Origin of the sequence: Paraburkholderia sp. BR14312 (assembly GCF_040948675.1) — a bacterium.
Lineage (GTDB): Bacteria > Pseudomonadota > Gammaproteobacteria > Burkholderiales > Burkholderiaceae > Paraburkholderia > Paraburkholderia nodosa_A.
The window spans coordinates 174,892-192,337 of the sequence record NZ_JBFPKI010000007.1; the positions used below are offsets into that span (position 1 = coordinate 174,892).

At 66.2% G+C, this 17,446-nt stretch carries 12 protein-coding genes; 5 read left to right on the forward strand and 7 right to left on the reverse strand.

Translation table 11 applies throughout. From position 1 onward, the window contains the following. Positions 1 to 12 precede the first annotated feature (12 nt). The 3 genes from AB3X98_RS20915 to ispD form a co-directional block, all read right to left on the reverse strand. Positions 13 to 1,158 (reverse strand): acyltransferase family protein, encoded by a 1,146-nt coding sequence (locus tag AB3X98_RS20915; RefSeq protein ID WP_368604230.1) that lies wholly within the window; start codon positions 1,156 to 1,158, stop codon positions 13 to 15. Between the two features lie 171 nt (positions 1,159 to 1,329). Further along, on the reverse strand, positions 1,330 to 1,809 hold the full coding sequence (gene ispF / locus AB3X98_RS20920; protein WP_069268105.1) for a 2-C-methyl-D-erythritol 2,4-cyclodiphosphate synthase: 480 nt from the start codon (positions 1,807 to 1,809) through the stop codon (positions 1,330 to 1,332). Between the two features lie 34 nt (positions 1,810 to 1,843). Continuing rightward, positions 1,844 to 2,563 (reverse strand): 2-C-methyl-D-erythritol 4-phosphate cytidylyltransferase, encoded by a 720-nt coding sequence (gene ispD / locus AB3X98_RS20925; RefSeq protein ID WP_069268106.1) that lies wholly within the window; start codon positions 2,561 to 2,563, stop codon positions 1,844 to 1,846. A 237-nt stretch (positions 2,564 to 2,800) separates the two neighbouring features. Between ispD and mfd the strand changes: the two genes are divergently transcribed. From mfd to mscL, 4 genes are all read left to right on the forward strand, one after another. After that, positions 2,801 to 6,280: a transcription-repair coupling factor gene (mfd, locus tag AB3X98_RS20930; protein ID WP_368604229.1), complete on the forward strand. Its 3,480-nt coding sequence runs from the start codon at positions 2,801 to 2,803 to the stop codon at positions 6,278 to 6,280. A gap of 184 nt (positions 6,281 to 6,464) precedes the next feature. Then, positions 6,465 to 7,688, forward strand: coding sequence for an acetylornithine deacetylase (argE, locus tag AB3X98_RS20935; RefSeq protein ID WP_368604228.1), 1,224 nt, complete (start codon positions 6,465 to 6,467; stop codon positions 7,686 to 7,688). A 21-nt stretch (positions 7,689 to 7,709) separates the two neighbouring features. Further along, on the forward strand, positions 7,710 to 8,720 hold the full coding sequence (locus AB3X98_RS20940; protein ID WP_069268108.1) for a threonine/serine dehydratase: 1,011 nt from the start codon (positions 7,710 to 7,712) through the stop codon (positions 8,718 to 8,720). A gap of 176 nt (positions 8,721 to 8,896) precedes the next feature. Next, positions 8,897 to 9,343, forward strand: a complete 447-nt coding sequence (gene mscL, locus AB3X98_RS20945; RefSeq protein ID WP_069268109.1) for a large conductance mechanosensitive channel protein MscL — start codon at positions 8,897 to 8,899, stop codon at positions 9,341 to 9,343. A gap of 78 nt (positions 9,344 to 9,421) precedes the next feature. Here mscL and AB3X98_RS20950 read toward each other — a convergent pair whose 3' ends face one another. The 3 genes from AB3X98_RS20950 to AB3X98_RS20960 all read right to left on the reverse strand — a co-directional run bounded on the left by AB3X98_RS20950 (position 9,422) and on the right by AB3X98_RS20960 (position 13,758). After that, entirely contained in the window at positions 9,422 to 11,419 is a 1,998-nt protein-coding gene (locus AB3X98_RS20950; RefSeq protein WP_368604227.1) for a response regulator, read from the reverse strand. 110 nt (positions 11,420 to 11,529) lie between these two features. Beyond that, entirely contained in the window at positions 11,530 to 12,030 is a 501-nt protein-coding gene (locus AB3X98_RS20955; protein ID WP_368604226.1) for a response regulator, read from the reverse strand. Between the two features lie 75 nt (positions 12,031 to 12,105). Next, positions 12,106 to 13,758, reverse strand: a complete 1,653-nt coding sequence (locus AB3X98_RS20960) for an ATP-binding protein (protein WP_368604225.1) — start codon at positions 13,756 to 13,758, stop codon at positions 12,106 to 12,108. A 514-nt stretch (positions 13,759 to 14,272) separates the two neighbouring features. Between AB3X98_RS20960 and AB3X98_RS20965 the strand changes: the two genes are divergently transcribed. Further along, positions 14,273 to 14,773, forward strand: a complete 501-nt coding sequence (locus AB3X98_RS20965; protein WP_028206958.1) for a hypothetical protein — start codon at positions 14,273 to 14,275, stop codon at positions 14,771 to 14,773. Positions 14,774 to 14,855: 82 nt separating this feature from the next. Here AB3X98_RS20965 and AB3X98_RS20970 read toward each other — a convergent pair whose 3' ends face one another. Further along, positions 14,856 to 17,393: an AsmA family protein gene (locus AB3X98_RS20970; RefSeq protein ID WP_368604224.1), complete on the reverse strand. Its 2,538-nt coding sequence runs from the start codon at positions 17,391 to 17,393 to the stop codon at positions 14,856 to 14,858. Positions 17,394 to 17,446: the final 53 nt, after the last annotated feature.

A 17,446-nucleotide genomic window follows, 5' to 3' on the forward strand; every position in this document is an offset into this window, starting at 1 on the left:
CGCCGTGGCGCATCACGTCTGGCTCGCGGCGGTGCGGGTGGGCAGGCGGTTGCGTATGGCCGTTTCGAGCGGCCGCTTCCACTCGAGCACGCGCTTTTCCAGCACCTGCCACGACAGATGGGCGAGCAACACGGCCAGCGCGAACTGCAACACGAGCGCGAGGGCCGGCTGAGCAATATCGGGCACATGGAGCCTCGCATAGAGCCCCGGCGCCATGCCAAGGCGCGCCGGCACGAGGTTGTGAAACAGATAGAAGCCGTAGCTGATCGTGCCGAGATATGCGAGCGGCCGCAGTTCCAGCGCTGCGACCAGTACGCTGTCCTGTCGGCGCACGAGCCACAGGAACAGCGCGCCGAGCGAGAGCGCGAGCCCGATGTCGAAGCAGCCCGGCAGCATCGTCACGCTCGTCACGCCTTCGGCGCAGTCAGCACAATCGGCGCGCGCCAGCGCGAAGCCGGCAACCGCCGCACACGCCCCGACGAGCCACAACGCGCTCAACACCCCCGGGCGTAGTGGCACGCGCGCGCCGCCAATCGCCAGTGCGCCACCGAGCGCAAGCATGGCGAAATTCCACGGCGAGAATGCGTAGATGAGCGGCGCGATCGCCCCTGCTTCGTAGAGCGCGAGATGCGCGCACGCCGCCGCCGCGATGACCACCGCGCAGAGCGCGAGATGGCGCGACGCGCGCACGAACAGCAGCGCAAACGGCGCGACGAGATAGAACTGCTGCTCGACCGCGAGGCTCCAGAAATGCGACACGGTGCCGGGCCAACCGTCGTGCACTACGCCGATCCAGTAATTGGAGAGGAATACGAAATGCCAGGCGAGCCCGAGGTCGACATCGCGCTGATAGAAGCTCGCATGCGCGATGGTGAGCGCGACGAGCAGCAGGTAATACACGGGAAAAATGCGCAGCGTGCGCTTCATGAAAAAGACGTACAGCAGCGCGGCCGTGCGCGCGCCGTGCTGCTCGATGCGGACCCGATTGCGATGCAACTCACCGATGATCAGATAGCCGCTGATCAGAAAGAACAGCCAGACGCCGATCTTGCCCGCATCGACCGCGTCGACGTGGGCCTTGTGCGAGAGGAACACGAGCACCACTGCCAGCGCCCGCAGGCCATCGAAGCCTTTCACGCGTCTTTCAACTCCCGCCATCGTCCTCCCCACTTCCGGATACCGGTTCAGTATGGGACGAAAAAAACGGAAATTAATCGGCAAGAAAAGCAACGGCGATGATTGCAGCTGCAATCATCGCCGTCAGGTGCGGAGCAGGCACGGGTCCTGCTCGCGCCGTTCAACCCTTCAAAACGACGGTTGAATAACCGCTCATGCGCGCAGCAGCAGTACCGCCGCCTGCGCTTCGATCCCTTCGCTGCGGCCGAGATAGCCGAGCTTTTCATTCGTCTTCGCTTTCACGTTGACGCGCTCGACCGGCAGGTTCAGGTCTTCGGCGATCGTCTTGCGCATCGATTCGATGTGCGGTGCGAGCTTGGGCGCCTGCGCGATCACCGTGGTATCGACGTTCATGAGCGTGAAGCCCGCCTCCTGCACGCGGCGCAGACATTCGCGCAGCAGCACGCGGCTGTTCGCGCCGTAGAACTGCTTGTCGGTGTCGGGGAAATGGCGGCCGATGTCGCCGAGCGCGGCGGCGCCGAACAGCGCATCGGTGATGGCGTGCAGCAGCACGTCGGCGTCCGAGTGGCCGAGCAGGCCGCGATCGTAGGGGATCGTCACGCCGCCGAGCACGAGCGGGCGGCCCGGCACCAGCGCGTGCACGTCGTAGCCTTGTCCGATTCTGATGTCCATGTTTGGGGTTCCGGGTAAAGGGATTGCGGCGCGCTTACTCCGCGGGCCGGCTGAGGATCGCTTCGGCGAGCGCGAAATCTTCGGGGTACGTCACCTTGAAGTTGCGCAGGCTGCCCTGCACGAGTCGCGGCGCGTGGCCGAGCCACTCGATCGCGCTCGCTTCGTCAGTGAGATCGTGGCCGTCCTGCTGCGCGCGCTCGATGGCCGTGCGCAGCATGCCGATGCGGAACATCTGCGGGGTCTGGGCCTGCCAGAGGCCGTCGCGCGATTCGGTGCGCGCGATATGCGCGCCGGGCGCCGCGGGGTCCTTCGGCGCGACGCGCTTGAGCGTGTCGGCCACCGGCAGCGCCATGATGCCGCCCACGGGGTCGTCCTTGAGCGACTCGACGAGCGCGCGGATCAGCGCCGGCGTGATGCCGGGACGCGCGGCGTCGTGCACGAGCACCCAGTCGTCGTCGGTTGCGCCGAATTCGGCGAGCGCGGCGAGGCCGTTATAGACCGTAGCCTGGCGCGAGGCGCCGCCGCAGCGGCGCACGGCAAAGCGCAGGCCGCCGAAGCGCCGGGCGTCGAAGTGGTTATCGTCGGGAGAAATCACCACGAGCGTCTGCGAGAATTCGTTGCAGGCGTCAAAAGCGGCAAGCGTATAGTGCAGGAGGTCGCGTCCGGCAACGATTCGATATTGTTTCGGCATGGCCGAGCCCGACCGGCTGCCGGTACCGGCGCACGGAATCAGGGCAAAGAGGCGTGAAGTCACGGTGTCGCGAGCCGCATGAGTCAAATTAAAGGACGGATTTTATAATAGGTCCCTTGCCCGCACGCCGGACGCCCGCAAAACGGCCCTGGAATGCCCGCGCAACGTAAGGAAAAGCGCGCCGAATTCACTTGAAGACCGCAAACCGGCCCCCATATCCCGGTGTTGCACCGTGCCCGAACTGAACTGGCCACCATACCGACACAAGCGCCGACACAAACGTCGGCCACCCTGTTGCCCATGTCCGATATCGCCGCTTCCTCGCAATCCCCGTCCCCCGTTGCCGTCGTCAAGCCGGGGCAGCGCTACGCGTTCGATGGCACGCACGGCTCGTCCGACGCGCTCCTGATCGCCCGCTACCGCGAGGCCGCGCGCGCCAGCGCCGCCCGTGCGCCGCTGCTGGCCGTGATCTGCGCGAGCGCCGTGGACGCGCAGCGCCTCGCCCAGGAAATTCCGTTCTTCGCGCCCGAGGCGCGCGTGCGCCTGTTGCCCGACTGGGAAACGCTGCCGTACGACACGTTTTCTCCGCACCAGGACCTCGTTTCCGAGCGCCTCGCGACGCTGCACGATCTCGGCGAAGGCCGCTGCGACATTCTCATCGTGCCGGCCACCACGGCGCTCTACCGCATGCCGCCCGCCTCGTTCCTCGCGGCGTATACGTTCTCGTTCTCGCAGGGCGAACGCCTCGACGAAGCGAAGCTCAAGTCGCAGCTCACGCTCGCGGGCTACGAGCACGTGAGCCAGGTGGTGCGCCCGGGCGAATATTGCGTGCGCGGCTCGCTCATCGACCTCTTTCCGATGGGCTCGCCGCTGCCCTACCGCATCGACCTCTTCGACGACCAGGTCGACTCGATCCGCGCGTTCGATCCGGACAGCCAGCGCAGCCTCTATCCCGTCAAGGACGTGCGCCTGCTGCCGGGTCGCGAGTTCCCGTTCGACGAAGCCGCGCGCACGGCGTTTCGCAGCCGCTGGCGCGAGGTGTTCGAGGGCGACCCGAGCCGCGCGACGATCTACAAGGACATGGGCAACGGCGTGCCGTCAGCGGGCATCGAATACTACCTGCCGCTCTTTTTCGAAGAAACGGCCACGCTCTTCCACTATCTGCCGGCAAACGCCCAGCTGGTGTTCTCGGGCGACCTCGACGCCTCGATCCGCCGCTTCACGAACGACACGAAGCAGCGCCACAACTTCCTCTCGCATGACCGCGAGCGGCCGATCCTGGAGCCGCAGCGACTCTTCCTGACCGACGAGGACTTTTTCACGTTCGCGAAGCCGTTCGCACGTCTCGTGCTGCCCGCCACGAGCGCGGGCGGCTGGGCCACGGCGCTGCCGAACCTGGCGATCGACCGCCACGCCGACGACCCGCTCGCGTCGCTGCGCACGTACCTCGAAACGACGAAGAACCGCGTGCTGTTCGCGGTGGAATCGGCGGGCCGGCGCGAAACCATCGCGCAGCTGCTCGCCGACAACCATCTGCGCCCCGCGGGCGCGGACAGCTTCGAGGACTGGCTCACCGGCGACGAGCGTTTCACGATGGGCGTCGCGCCCCTCTCCACGGGCTTCTCGCTGCCGGGCGAGGAACTCGCGGTCATCACCGAGACCGAGCTTTACGGCCCGCTCGCGCGACGCGCCGGGCGCCGTCGCCAGGAACAGGCGAGCAACGTCGATTCGATGGTGCGCGACCTTTCCGAGCTGAAAGTGGGCGATCCGGTGGTCCACGCGCAGCATGGCATCGGCCGTTATCACGGTCTCGTGACGATGGACCTCGGCGAAGGCGACACCGAGTTCCTGCACCTCGAATATGCGAACGGCAGCAAGCTCTACGTGCCGGTATCGCAACTGCATGTGATTTCGCGCTACAGCGGCGCCGATCCCGATAGCGCGCCGCTGCATGCGCTCGGTTCGGGCCAGTGGGAAAAGGCGCGCCGCAAGGCCGCGCAGCAGATCCGCGACACGGCCGCCGAGCTTTTGAACCTCTACGCACGCCGCGCCGCGCGCGAGGGCCACGCGTTCGCGCTCGAGCCGCGAGACTATGTCAAGTTCGCGGAGAGTTTCGGTTTCGAGGAAACGCCGGACCAGGCCGCCGCGATCGCCGCGGTCATCGGCGACATGACGAGCGGCAAGCCGATGGACCGCCTCGTGTGCGGCGACGTGGGCTTCGGCAAAACGGAAGTGGCATTGCGCGCGGCGTTCATCGCCGTGATGGGCGGCAAGCAGGTGGCAATTCTCTCGCCCACCACGCTGCTCGCCGAGCAGCACACGCAGACCTTCACGGACCGCTTCGCCGACTGGCCCGTGCGCATCGCCGAGCTGTCGCGCTTCAAGTCCGCCAAGGAAGTGAGCGGCTCGATCCAGCAGATCAACGACGGCAGCGTCGATATCGTGATCGGCACGCACAAGCTGCTTTCGTCCGATGTTCAGTTCAAGCGCCTCGGGCTCGTGATCATCGACGAGGAACACCGTTTCGGCGTGCGTCAGAAGGAGGCGCTCAAGGCGCTGCGCGCGGAAGTCGACGTGCTCACGCTCACCGCCACGCCGATTCCACGTACGCTCGGCATGGCGCTCGAAGGCCTGCGCGACTTCTCCGTGATCGCGACCGCGCCGCAAAAGCGCCTCGCCATCAAGACGTTCGTGCGCCGCGAAGAAGACAGCGTGATTCGCGAGGCCATGCTGCGCGAACTCAAGCGCGGCGGTCAGGTGTACTTCCTTCACAACGAGGTCGAGACCATCGAGAACCGCCGTGCGATGCTCGAAGCGCTCGTGCCGGAAGCGCGCATCGCCGTGGCGCACGGCCAGATGCACGAGCGCGAACTCGAAGCCGTGATGCGCGATTTCGTAGCGCAACGCGCGAACGTGCTGCTCTGCACGACGATCATCGAGACCGGCATCGACGTGCCGACGGCGAACACGATCCTCATCCACCGTTCCGACAAGTTCGGCCTCGCGCAGCTGCACCAGTTGCGCGGCCGTGTCGGGCGTTCGCACCACCAGGCGTACGCGTATTTGCTCGTGCACGATCCGCAAGGGCTCACGAAGCAGGCGCAACGCCGGCTCGAAGCCATTCAGCAGATGGAGGAACTCGGTTCGGGCTTCTATCTGGCGATGCACGACCTCGAGATTCGCGGCACGGGCGAGGTGCTCGGCGACAAGCAGTCGGGCGAGATCCAGGAGATCGGCTTCCAGCTGTATACGGACATGCTCAACGACGCCGTGAAGGCGCTGAAAGACGGCCGCGAGCCCGATCTCAACGCGCCGCTCGCGGCGACCACCGAGATCAACCTGCACGCGCCCGCCATCCTGCCCGCCGACTATTGCGGCGACGTGCAGGAGCGCCTGTCGCTCTACAAGCGGCTCGCGAACTGCGAGCACGACGATTCGATCGACGGCATTCAGGAAGAGCTGATCGACCGGTTCGGCAAGATGCCCGCGCAAGCGCATGCGCTGATCGAAACGCACCGTCTGCGTCTGGCGGCCAAGCCCCTCGGCATCACGAAGATCGATGCGGGCGAAGCGGTCATCGGCCTGCAGTTCGTGCCGAATCCGCCCGTGGACGCCATGCGCATCATCGAGATGGTGCAGAAGCACAAGCACATCAAGCTCGCGGGGCAGGACAAGCTGCGCATCGAAACGCGCAGCCCCGATCTCGCGGTACGTGTTGCGACCGTGAAGGAAACGTTGCGCGCGCTCGGTGCGCCCAATCGCGCTGGCGCATCGCGCTGAACGCCTTTTCATCATCTTCGGACGCCCGCGCGGATTGCCCTCTGCGCGGGCGTTTTCACGTCATGCTGCAGCGCGCCATGCGCAGCGCAGTCGCCCGCTGCGTGGGACGCGATACGGCTCGCGGCTTTGGCTTGCCGTATTCTTTTTGGGTAAGATGAAGAATACAAGCAAGCTGGAGTCCAACATGTCCCTCGCCGCTGAAGCAGCGCAGTCGTCCACGCCTTCCGCCTCCCTTCCCGCCTCGCTTGCCTGGGTCACCCGTCTGGTTTCGATGGATACGGTCAGCCGCCATCCGAATCTCGGCCTGATCGAGACCGTGCGCGACGATCTGCGCGCGCGCGGCATCGAATCGACGCTCACCTATGGCCGCGACGGCAAATGGGCCAACCTGTTCGCCACGATCCCCGCGCACAACGGCGAAACGAACGGCGGCATCGTGCTCTCCGGCCACACCGACGTGGTGCCCGTGGACGGCCAGAAATGGGACAGCGACCCATTCAAGCCCGAGATTCGCGACGGGCTGCTCTATGGCCGCGGCACCTGCGACATGAAGGGTTTCATCGGCGCGGCGCTCACGCTCCTGCCTGAGATCCAGCAGACGAAGCTTGCCAAGCCCTTGCACCTCGCGCTCTCGTTCGACGAGGAAGTAGGCTGCGTAGGCGCGCCGCTCATGATCGAAGAACTCGTGAAGCGCGGCGTGAAGCCTGAAGGCTGCATCGTGGGCGAGCCCACGAGCATGCGCCCCATCGTCGCGCACAAGGGCATCAACGCGTACCAGTGCTGCGTGCGCGGGCAGGCCGCTCATTCGTCGCTCACGCCGCGCGGCCTGAACGCGATCGAGTACGCGGCGCGCCTCATCTGCTACATCCGCGACATGGCCGACGAGTTCCGCGCGAACGGTCCGTTCGACGAGCTTTACGACGTGCCGTTCACGACCGCGCAGACGAGCACGATCGAAGGCGGCAACGCGATCAACACGGTGCCCGCCGAATGCCGCTTCGCGTTCGAGTTCCGCAATCTGCCGACGCTCGACCCCGACACGATTTTCGCGCGCATCGAGCAGTACGCACGCGAAACGCTCGTGCCGAAGATGCAGCGCGAGCACGCGGTGGGCGCAATCGAGTTCACGAAGATCGCCGCCGCACCGGGCCTCGACGCCACCGAGCAGGCCGCGATCACGCAGCTCGTACGCGCGCTCACCGCCGATCATGCGCGCCGCAAGGTGGCCTATGGCACCGAGGCGGGCCTGTTCGCACGCGCGGGCACTCCGAGCGTGGTGTGCGGCCCCGGCGACATCCAGCAGGCGCACAAGCCGAACGAATACGTCTCGCTCGAACAGCTCGCGGCCTGCGAAGGTTTCCTGCGCAAGCTCGTGCACGGCATGTCCGTCGAAGCCCTGGCACAGTAACCACGTCGGACGCGCACCATCATGTCCACCGCCGCGCCGCTGCCCACCAGTCACACGATCGACGGTGAGGCGATCCCCACGCTCGACGAGATCGCCTCGCAGCATTTCGCGCTCGCTCCGTGGGTGCTGCGCACGCCGGTGTTCGACCGCCACGATCTGTCCACGCTCGAAGCGACACTCGTGAACTTCAAGTTCGAGCTGCTGCAGTCGAGCGGCACCTTCAAGGTGCGCGGCGCATTCACGCATCTGCTCGCCCTCGACGCCGCGCAACGCAGCGCGGGCGTCACGTGCGTTTCGGGCGGCAATCACGCAATTGCAGTGGCGTACGCGGCGATGCGCCTTGGCATCAGCGCGAAGGTCGTGCTCTTTCGCTCCGCGAGCGCGGCACGCGTCGCGCAGTGCAAGCGCTTTGGCGCAGAAATCGTCGTGGCGGGCAACAGCAGCGAGGCGTTCGAGATCGTGCGCCGTATCGAGACCGACGAGGGACGCTATTTCGTGCATCCCTTCAACGGCTATCGCACGGTGCTCGGCACGGCCACGCTCGGCTACGAATGGGCCACCCAGGCGCCCGATCTCGACGCGGTCGTCGTGCCCATCGGCGGCGGCGGGCTCGCAGCGGGCGTCGCCACCGCGCTGCGGCTCGCGAATCCGCGCGTGCACGTGTATGGCGTCGAGCCCGAGGGCGCGGACGTGATGGCGCGCAGCTTCGCCGCGAACCATACGGTGCGCCTGACCCACATGCACTCGATCGCCGACTCGCTCATGGCGCCGCATGCGGAGCAATACAGCTATACGCTGTGCCGCCGTCATCTGGAGCGCGTCGTTACGGTCTCCGACGACGCCTTGCGCAGCGCGATGCGCGTGCTCTTCGAGCAACTCAAACTCGCCGTCGAGCCTGCTTGCGCCACCGCCACGGCGGGCTTGCTCGGGCCGCTGCGCGACACGCTGCAAGGCAAACGCGTCGGCGTGCTGCTGTGTGGCACCAACACCGATCCAGCGACCTTTCACCAGCAGATCTCGCTTGCGCGCTAACTCAGCGCACGCGCGGTGGGCACGCCGCATGCGTTCGCCGGGACTCCGTCGCCGGTCCCCGTCAAAAGGTCAGGGAATGTCAAATTGCTACCGCGATACGGATGCGTTCGCTATGATTGCGCCAATACGCCGTATTGACCCCAGCCCCGTGCTGCACCATTAGGGAGAGCCCGCTCATGAGCATCGTCCAGGAGTTCAAGGAATTCGCCGTCAAAGGCAACGTGATGGATCTCGCCGTCGGTGTGATTATCGGCGGTGCGTTCTCGAGCATTGTCAACTCGATCGTGAAAGACCTCATCATGCCGGTCATCGGCGTGATCACGGGCGGCCTCGACTTCTCGAACATGTTCGTTCGGCTCGGCCACATTCCGGCCAGCTATAAAGGCAACCCCGAGTCGTACAAGGATCTGCAGACCGCGGGCGTGGCCGTGTTCGGCTATGGCTCGTTCATTACCGCGGTGATCAACTTCGTCATTCTCGCGTTCATCATCTTTCTGATGGTGAAATTCATCAACAAGCTGCGCCAGCCGCAAGCCGCCGCGCCCGCCGAGCCGCCGCCCACGCCGGAAGACGTGCTGCTGCTGCGCGAGATCCGCGATTCGTTGCAGAACAATCCGCGCTAAGCCCGCACGAGCGCCCAGACAAAAGCCCGCGCCGCCGCAAGGTCGCGCGGGCTTTTTTGTGCCCGGATCGAGACAGCGTCAGGGACGAGGCGTGGCGGAATCGGGCTCGGCCGCCGCGCTGCGCGCCGCTGCGGCATCTTCAATGAGCCGTTCGAGCTGCTCGAAGTTGACGGGTTTCGTGAGGTGCGCGGTAAAGCCCGCTTCCACGCTGCGTCGCACGTCGTCGTCGGTGCCGAAGCCGGTGAGCGCTACGGCGGGCGCCGTTGATTGCGCACGAAACGCCCGGATGAAGTCGATGCCCGAGCCATCCGGCAGACCGATATCGCTCACCACGAGGTCAAAGGCCATGCTGGCCGTGAGCGCGAGCGCGCCGGCCACGCTGCTCGCCACCGCCACCTCGTGGCCGCCCGCGCGCATCAGTTGCGACATGACCTCGGCGGTGTCCTCGTGATCTTCGATCAACAGGATGTTCATCGCGACCACCGGGTGCCGCCCGCGCAGCTCGGCGGTCGCGGCCGTCCCTTCGCCTCGCGCCGCAGTCGGCAGCACGATCGTGAAGGTCGCGCCACAATGCGCGCCGGGGCTCTTCGCGCTCACGTTACCGCCGTGCGCCTCGGTCAGCGCCCGCGTCACGGCAAGGCCTAGACCGAGTCCGCCGAACTGGCGCGTGAGATTGTGGCTGCCCTGCTCGAAGGCATGAAAGAGCTTGCCGATCTGCTCGGGCGCAATGCCGATGCCCGTATCCTCGACCTCAATCTCTACCTGCATGCGCTCGTCGCGCGTGCGCACGTAGATGTGGCCCCCGTCTGGCGTGAACTTCGCGGCGTTGCGCACGAGGTTCCAGAGCATCTGCTGCAGGCGCGCACGGTCGCCGCGCACGTAATGCTGCTGCGCGCGCAGATCGACGTGGACGTCCTGCTGTTTGATCTGGATTTCGCTATGGAAGAGCTCGAGCACGGCCTCGATCACCTCGTGGACATCGACGGTCTCGAGCGCAAGGCTCAGCTTGCCGTTGGCCACGCGCGTGAGATCGAGCAGGTCGTCGATCAGACGCGCCTCGAGCTCGATATTGCGGCGGATCATCAGCACGCCCGCGCGCGCCGCATCGGGCAGGCCCGGGATCTGCTCCAGCAGACGCGTGCCCGCGAGCACCGGCGTGAGCGGCGTGCGCAGCTCGTGCGAAAGCATGGCGAGGAAGCGGTCTTTCGCGCGGTTGGCTTCTTCGGCGGTCTGCCGCGCGGCCTGCTCCGAGGCGAGCAGGCGCTCGCGCTCCTGGGTCGCTTCACGCTGTGCGTCGATGTCGGTGCAACTGCCGAACCATTTGTTCACGCCGCCGCGCGGGTCGCGCATCGGAACGATTCGGACATCGAACCATCGATAAGCGCCATCGTGGCGGCGAATCCGCAACTCGTGGCGATAATCGGCGGCGCCGCTGCTCACGGCCTTGAGCCAGGTGTGGCGAATCTCTTCGCGGTCGTCGGCATGCACGGCGTCGAGCCAAGCGAGACCGTGTGACTGGCCCGCGTCGAGACCCGTGTAGTCGAGCCACTGCTTCGAGACGAAGTCGCAATTGCCGTCCGCGCCGCAGGTGAGCACGAGGTGCGGCAAGGCTTCGGAGAGCGTGCGATAGTGCTCTTCTCGGTCGCGCAGGAGCAGCGCTTCGTCGGAGGCGCGCTGCAGCGCGACCTGCGATAGCACGCGCGCGACGGCTTCAGGCAGATAGTCGAGGTAGTCACCCGATTTCGGCACCACGTCCGAGACGCCCGCGCGCAATGCGGCGATCACGCGGGACTCGTCGGTGAAACCGGTCACGAGAATGGCCGGCACGCGCACGTCGTCGGCACGCAGACGGCGGAAGAAGTCAAGGCCCGTTTCCGCGCCGTCGAGCTGATAGTCGAGCACCAGCACGTCGGGCGTTTGCACGGCGAGCAGCGCGCGCGCCTCCCCGACACCTGTGCAGGTGTCCACGCGCGCCCCGGCGCGCAGCAGCGATTTGCGTGCGAGGCGCAGGATGCCTTCGTCGTCGTCGACGACGAGCACGCGCGCGCCGTCCAGCATCGTGGGTTCCTCAGTCATGCGCGAAGCGTCCCTTCGGGCACGGGTCCGGTTTGCCGCCGTTCTTGCCGCCGTTGTTCCATTCGATTGCCAATGCGTGATGAATCCATGCTTGATGCATGCGTAGTGCGTTATCGGGCGCCGCCCTGCCGGGGCTGAACGAAGCGATGTCCCGGCGGCAGCTTGACGACCTGGAGAAAGAAGCCGAGCCGGCGAACGGCCTCGATGAACGCGTCATATTCGACCGGTTTCGTGATGTACACGTTGCAGCCGAGTTCATAGCAGCGTTCGATTTCGCGCGGGTCGTCGGTGGTCGTGAGCACGATCACCGGCACCGACGCCGTGGCGGGCTCCGCTTTCAGGCGCCGCAGCACCTCGAAGCCGTCCACACGCGGCATACGCAGGTCGAGCAGCACGACAAAATTGCCGAGTGTGTCGCGCGACGGCCAGTTCGCGTGCGCAGCCAGGTGATCGCCAGGGGTGCCGAAAAAATAATCGAGCGCCTCCTGGCCGTCGCGAAAGCGCAGAAAACCGTTCGAGATCCCCGAACGCCGCAGGTTACGCTCGACCAGCGTGGCGTGCCCGTCGTCGTCTTCGATCAGCACGATGCTGACCTGTTCCCCGTTCGTCATCTCGACTCTCCTACGACCTGCATGAATTTTTTAAGGCTTGTTGAAAGCTTGCCGCGCAGCGGGCCAGAATACCCGCTATGTGGTACGCAACGGCTGGTCCGGCAGCGCGACGAAGAACGTCGAGCCCGCGCCCTCAGTCGATTCGACCCAGACGCGCCCGCCATGCCGCTCCGCAATCCGCCTGGCCAGCGCGAGGCCGGTGCCCTGCCCGGGCGATTCTCCGCCGTGCAGCCGCTGAAAGGCGCGGAACAGCTTCGGCAGATACGCCTGCGCGATACCGACGCCATTGTCGCGCACAAAATAAGTCCGCGTACGTTCGCCAGGCTCTCCGCCCGCTGATTTTCCGGGGTCCTTTGCCGCGCTTTTGCCGGGTTCGCCGGCGGATTGCGCGCCGGCCTCCAGCGCGCCGATCTCGACCCGGCCCGGGCGCGCGGTATCGAGATGCTGCAGCGCGTTCTCGATGAGGTTGCCGAAGATCTGCTCGAGCGCGGCGGGATCGCCCCACGCGGGCGGCAACTCGCCCACGTCGATGCGCGCGGCCTTCGTGCGTTCCTCGGCGAGGCCACCGAGCACGCGCTCGACGAGCCGCGCGACGTTGACGCGCTGCCAGCGGTATTCGAGGCGTCCGGCGCGCGAGATGCGCAGCAGCGCGTCGATGATGGCCGCCGCGCGCGCCACCGCCTGACGCAGGTATTTCAGCGATTCGTCGACATCGCCGTCGAGCACTTCGGCCATCGCGCGATATTCGTGCTCGGGCAGCCCCGCCGCGACGACCTGCGTGCGCAAGTCGTCGCACGATACCTGCAGCTCCTTCGAAAAACCCTGCAGGTTCACGAGCGGCGAGCGCAAATCGTGCGATACGCTGTAGATGAACATCTCGTTGTCCTGACTCTCCTGGCGCAAATGCTCGTTGGCGCTCGCGAGATCCGCGGCGCGCGCCTGCAGCTGCGCCTTCAGCGCGGTCTGTTCGCGCTCAGCCACGCGCAGACGCGCGCTGGTCTGATGCAGCACCGCATCGAGCGCCGCGATTTCATCGTCGCCGGAGAGCGGCGGCGCGAGCGGCGCCCCATCGCCCAGACGCTCGGCGTTCGCGCCGAGCGCGGCGAGGCGCGCACCCACGTTGCGCGCAAACGCCATGGCCGTGAACGCCCAGATCAGCATCGAGCCCACCACGGCGAAAATCAGCGCGTCCTGCTGGCGCTCGCGCGTCTCGCGCAGCATTGCGGCGCGGGCCTCGTCGAGCCGCGTCTCCTCGGCGATGAACTCGCCCAGCACCTCGCGCACCGTCTCGATCTCGGGCGGCATGCCGTTGGCCGCCGCGCGCGCAAACGGCGCGCTATGCCCCGTGCGCAGCGCATCGGCGATATCACCCGCTTCCTTGCGCCATGCATAGGCGGCGTCGCGCATGCGCTCGACGCGCGCGAGCTGGGGCGGATTGTCGGCGACCATGCGCGCGAGCAGCGTGATGCGATCGGAGAACTCGGTCCAGACGGCGTGACGATCGATGAAGGAAGGGTCTTCGAGCACGATGCCGGTGCGCACGCGCGCGGCTTCGCGCAGCAACGGGTCGACGAGACTGTTGGCTTGCCAAAGGATTTGCTGCGTGTTCTCGGCGCGTTTGGCCGCGAGCGCGGCCTTTCCCTGTGTGTCGAACACGACGCCGAGCAGCGCCAGTTCGACGATGCTCGGAATCGCGATCAGCAAGAGCCCCTTGGCGAAGAGTTTCATGTCGGTCCGGTTCGGTGGCGGGTCCGGGCGGCGCGCCGTGCTTTTCGCCATGCTTTTTGCAATGCGTTTTGCAAGTACTCGCGCCGAGCGCGCCCTCGCGATGCCGGTTGGCTGAGGGCGCCGGGGGCAACCGCGGGCACCAGAACCGCAACATTATCTGCGCGATTTTTCAGGATGACAATGTATGTGACACCCCACACCTCCCGTCGTGGAAAACCCGCTTTTTTGCGGCAATTCGCCACACCGAGCGCACACACAGGTCTATTATTGAGACGGAGACAAGCGAGAGAGCGCCGGGATATCTACATGAGCGCGACGTGCGATCCGGCATGGCGTTTGCGAACGCGATGAGGGTTTTGAAACAGGGGCAGCAAACCGCGCCGCGCAGGCCGGATCGCTTCAGGCGGTCCGCGCGCCGTCAAAGCGGACAGTCCCCATCTCTATCCTCATGAACACTGCAAATCCGTGTGCTATAAAGGATCGACGTGCGGCGCACCAGTCCGGGAGTGGTCGCATGGGAACGCTGCGTGTACTGCAATCCACCTTTTTCAGGCGAATTTTTATGTCCTTCCCGAAAAAGCGCAAACGCGTCAAGGCAGACGGCGATGAGTCATTTCTCGCCGTGCTGAGTCATTTCAAACCGTTCGGCCAACTCGATACCAAGATCGCGCGTGCGCGCGCGCAGGACGAGCCCGTGCTCTATGCGCATATCCTGCCGGGGCTCGACGTGCTCCTGTGCAGCGTGCGCGGTGCGCAGCCGCCCTATCCGGGCACGAGCGAGTTGCGCAAGCGCTGCATCGAATCGATCGCTCACGCGCTCGAGCAGCCGATCGAAGGCCTCGAAAACGGCGGTTACTGGTACGAGGCGGACGGCTTCGGCTTTCTGGTGTTCGCGAGCCGCGCGCGCGGCCGGGTCCTGCCCGAGTTCGGCGCAGCGCGTCCGACCATGACCACACGGCGCGTGACGCGCCGCCAGGACGCCGCCGGCGACACCGCACCGCGCTCGTTGCGCTAGGGCGCGCTTCCAACGAAGTTCACCATGCCACTGCGCCGGTCGATTGACCCGGCGCAGTGGTTTTCCGCCTAAGCCTCCTGAGTCAGCTTCCCTTGTAGAGCGGCTCCTGCCCTTGCGTCGGCTTACCCGCCGAGGCGGGCGACGGCGCGTTGCGCGTGGCCGGCCCCGCTTTCGCGCCCTTGTTACCCTTATCGCCCTTATCAGCAGCGGCGCTCGCGCCCGTGCCGGCGCTGCCGAGGTCGGGCTTCGGCAGCGCGTGCATTTTCTGGCCCGGCGGCGGCGCCACGGGATGCTGATGCATCTGCGCGAACAGCGTGTCGCACGGCAGCGGCTTGTTGTTGCTCGGTGCGATGAGCGGAATCAGTGCAGCGAACGGGTTGATCAGCCCGAGCCCGATCATCGCCCCGCCGCGCAGCGCAAGCGCCGTCGCATCCACGCCCACGTGCGGGTTCTTGAAGGTGCCCTTCACGTAGAGCGGCGAGCGCAGCGTGAAAACGCGAAAGCCCTTGGTATGCGGATGGACCTTCATGTTCATCGACTCGTCGCGCAGATCGATCGGGCCGTCGATGTCGATCACGGCGTCGTCGGTGTCGAGCGCGAACACGCGCGGATCGAGCACGCCGTTGGTGGCGACGAAATCGGCCGCGGCGCAGTTGATTTTCACGTCGCGCGAGCCGAACAGCTTTTCGTAGACCACGTTCGCCACGTTCAGGCCCGCCGCCTCCATGAGCAGCATACTGATCGTGCCCTGCGTGACGAGCAGCTTCACCTCGCCGTTCGAGGTCGCAGCGAGCGCCGCCGGCGAGTTGCCGGTCGCCGTGAGCGAGGCGTCGCCGTTGATCTCGCCGAGCGCCGACTGCATCGTCTTGAAGTTCGGGAAAAGCTGCTTGAGCTTCAGGTGGCGCACCTCCAGCGTGCCGCGCGCCTTGAGCGGCGCGCCGCCGCCGTCCAGGTTCAGCCGCGTGCCGAACGTGCCGCCTGCCACGCCGAACTGCAGCGGGTCGAGCACGAGCACGCCGTTCGTCATCATGACGTGCGTGTAGAGATCCTGAACCGGCAGGCTGCCCTGCTTGATGATGCGCCGGCCCGTGAACTTGACGTCGGCGTCGATGGCGTTCCAGCGGTCGGTGCGGAACGGCTCGACCGGAATCACGCGATCGGCCGGTTGGGTCACGGTGTCGCCGCGCTTTTCCTTGCTCGCTTTGCTGTCGGCGCCGATGATCGGCGCGAGATCCGAGAACTGCAGCAGGTTCGACACCAGTTGACCGGACAAAAACGGCCGTGGCGTGCGTTGTTCGTAGACCACCGTGCCGTTCAGATCGCTGCCGCCGACGCGGCCCGTGAAGTTCTCATAGCGGAACACGCTCGCACCGCGCTTGAAATTGCCGACGAAGCGGCCTTCGGTGGCATACGGCGGCGTTTCGGGCAACGTCACGCCGGTGAGGTTGTAGAGATGCGCCAGGCTTTGCCCCTGCAGCCACAGGCGCAGATCGACGGCGGCCAGATGCATCGGGTCGGTGACCGTGCCGACCAGCGCGATGTGCATGTCGCCCACGCGCACGTCGGCCTGGATCGGGAACGGACGCTTCGCGTCCTGCAGCGCGAGCACGCCGCCGAGTTTGCCATCGCCCGAAAGCGCCGTCTTGCCATACGTGCCCTTGATCGTCCAGCCGATCGCGTAAAACGGCTGTTTCACGGGCGGCTGCGCGGGCGCCGCGCCCGAGCCCACCACAGCGCCGCTGGCGCCGCTCGCGGCGAGCGACTGGGAGCCGGCTGCGGGCGCGCTGGTTGCGCTCGACGTACCCGTGGTTGCGCCGGCAACACTCGCGGCCGCCGGCACGCCCGAAGCCGCCGCTCCGCTCGCCTCGCTGGCCGCGCTGGCGGCGCTGGCGGCCGCCGCCTCCGAAGCCTGCTCCTTGTTGACCTGCTGGGTCAGCCGGTTCGCGCCCGCACGTCCGATGACCTGCTCGGAGCCCCGGCGCGACGCCGCTGCCTGCTCCTCCATCACCTTGCCGATCGGGATGCCGTGGCCGAGCAGGCTCACCCCGATCTTCACGTCGGTTTTCGTCTGCTGGTCGCTCACGGCGATATTGCCGCTCGCGAACGTGATGTCGTGCAGGTCGAGCCGCCACGTCGACGGCCCGCTCGAGGCGGGCAGCTTGAAGGTCCAGTTGTTGCGCCCGTCGACGAGGCGCTCGACGTCGATCGACGGATTCACGAGATTGATCGCCGGAATCACGATGTCGTGCGCGAGCAGCGGCAGCACGGCCACCTCGAAGTCGATCTCGTCGATCGTGGCGAACTGCGGGGACCTGGTCCAGTCGGGATTGGCAATCTGGATCTGCGTGGCGGAAAAACGCGGCCAGGGCACCCACGCGCGCCAGCCCGTTTCGCCGGGCGGCCGCTGCCAGCCTACCTTGAGGTCGCCTTCGATTGCGAACGGCCGCCCAATGGCCTCGGTGACCTTCTCGTTCACGTAGGGTTTGGCGTGGTTCCAGTCGAATGTCAGGATGAAAACGACGAGCACGACAATCAACACGACGACAACCGCGGCGAGCCATGCGATGATCCTGGCGAGCGTGCGGCCAAGGCGGAAAGGCTTGGGCTGCGATGACGTCATGCGTACTCCACGTTATGCGTTGTTGTATGGCCTGCTATGTTGCAATACCGCAA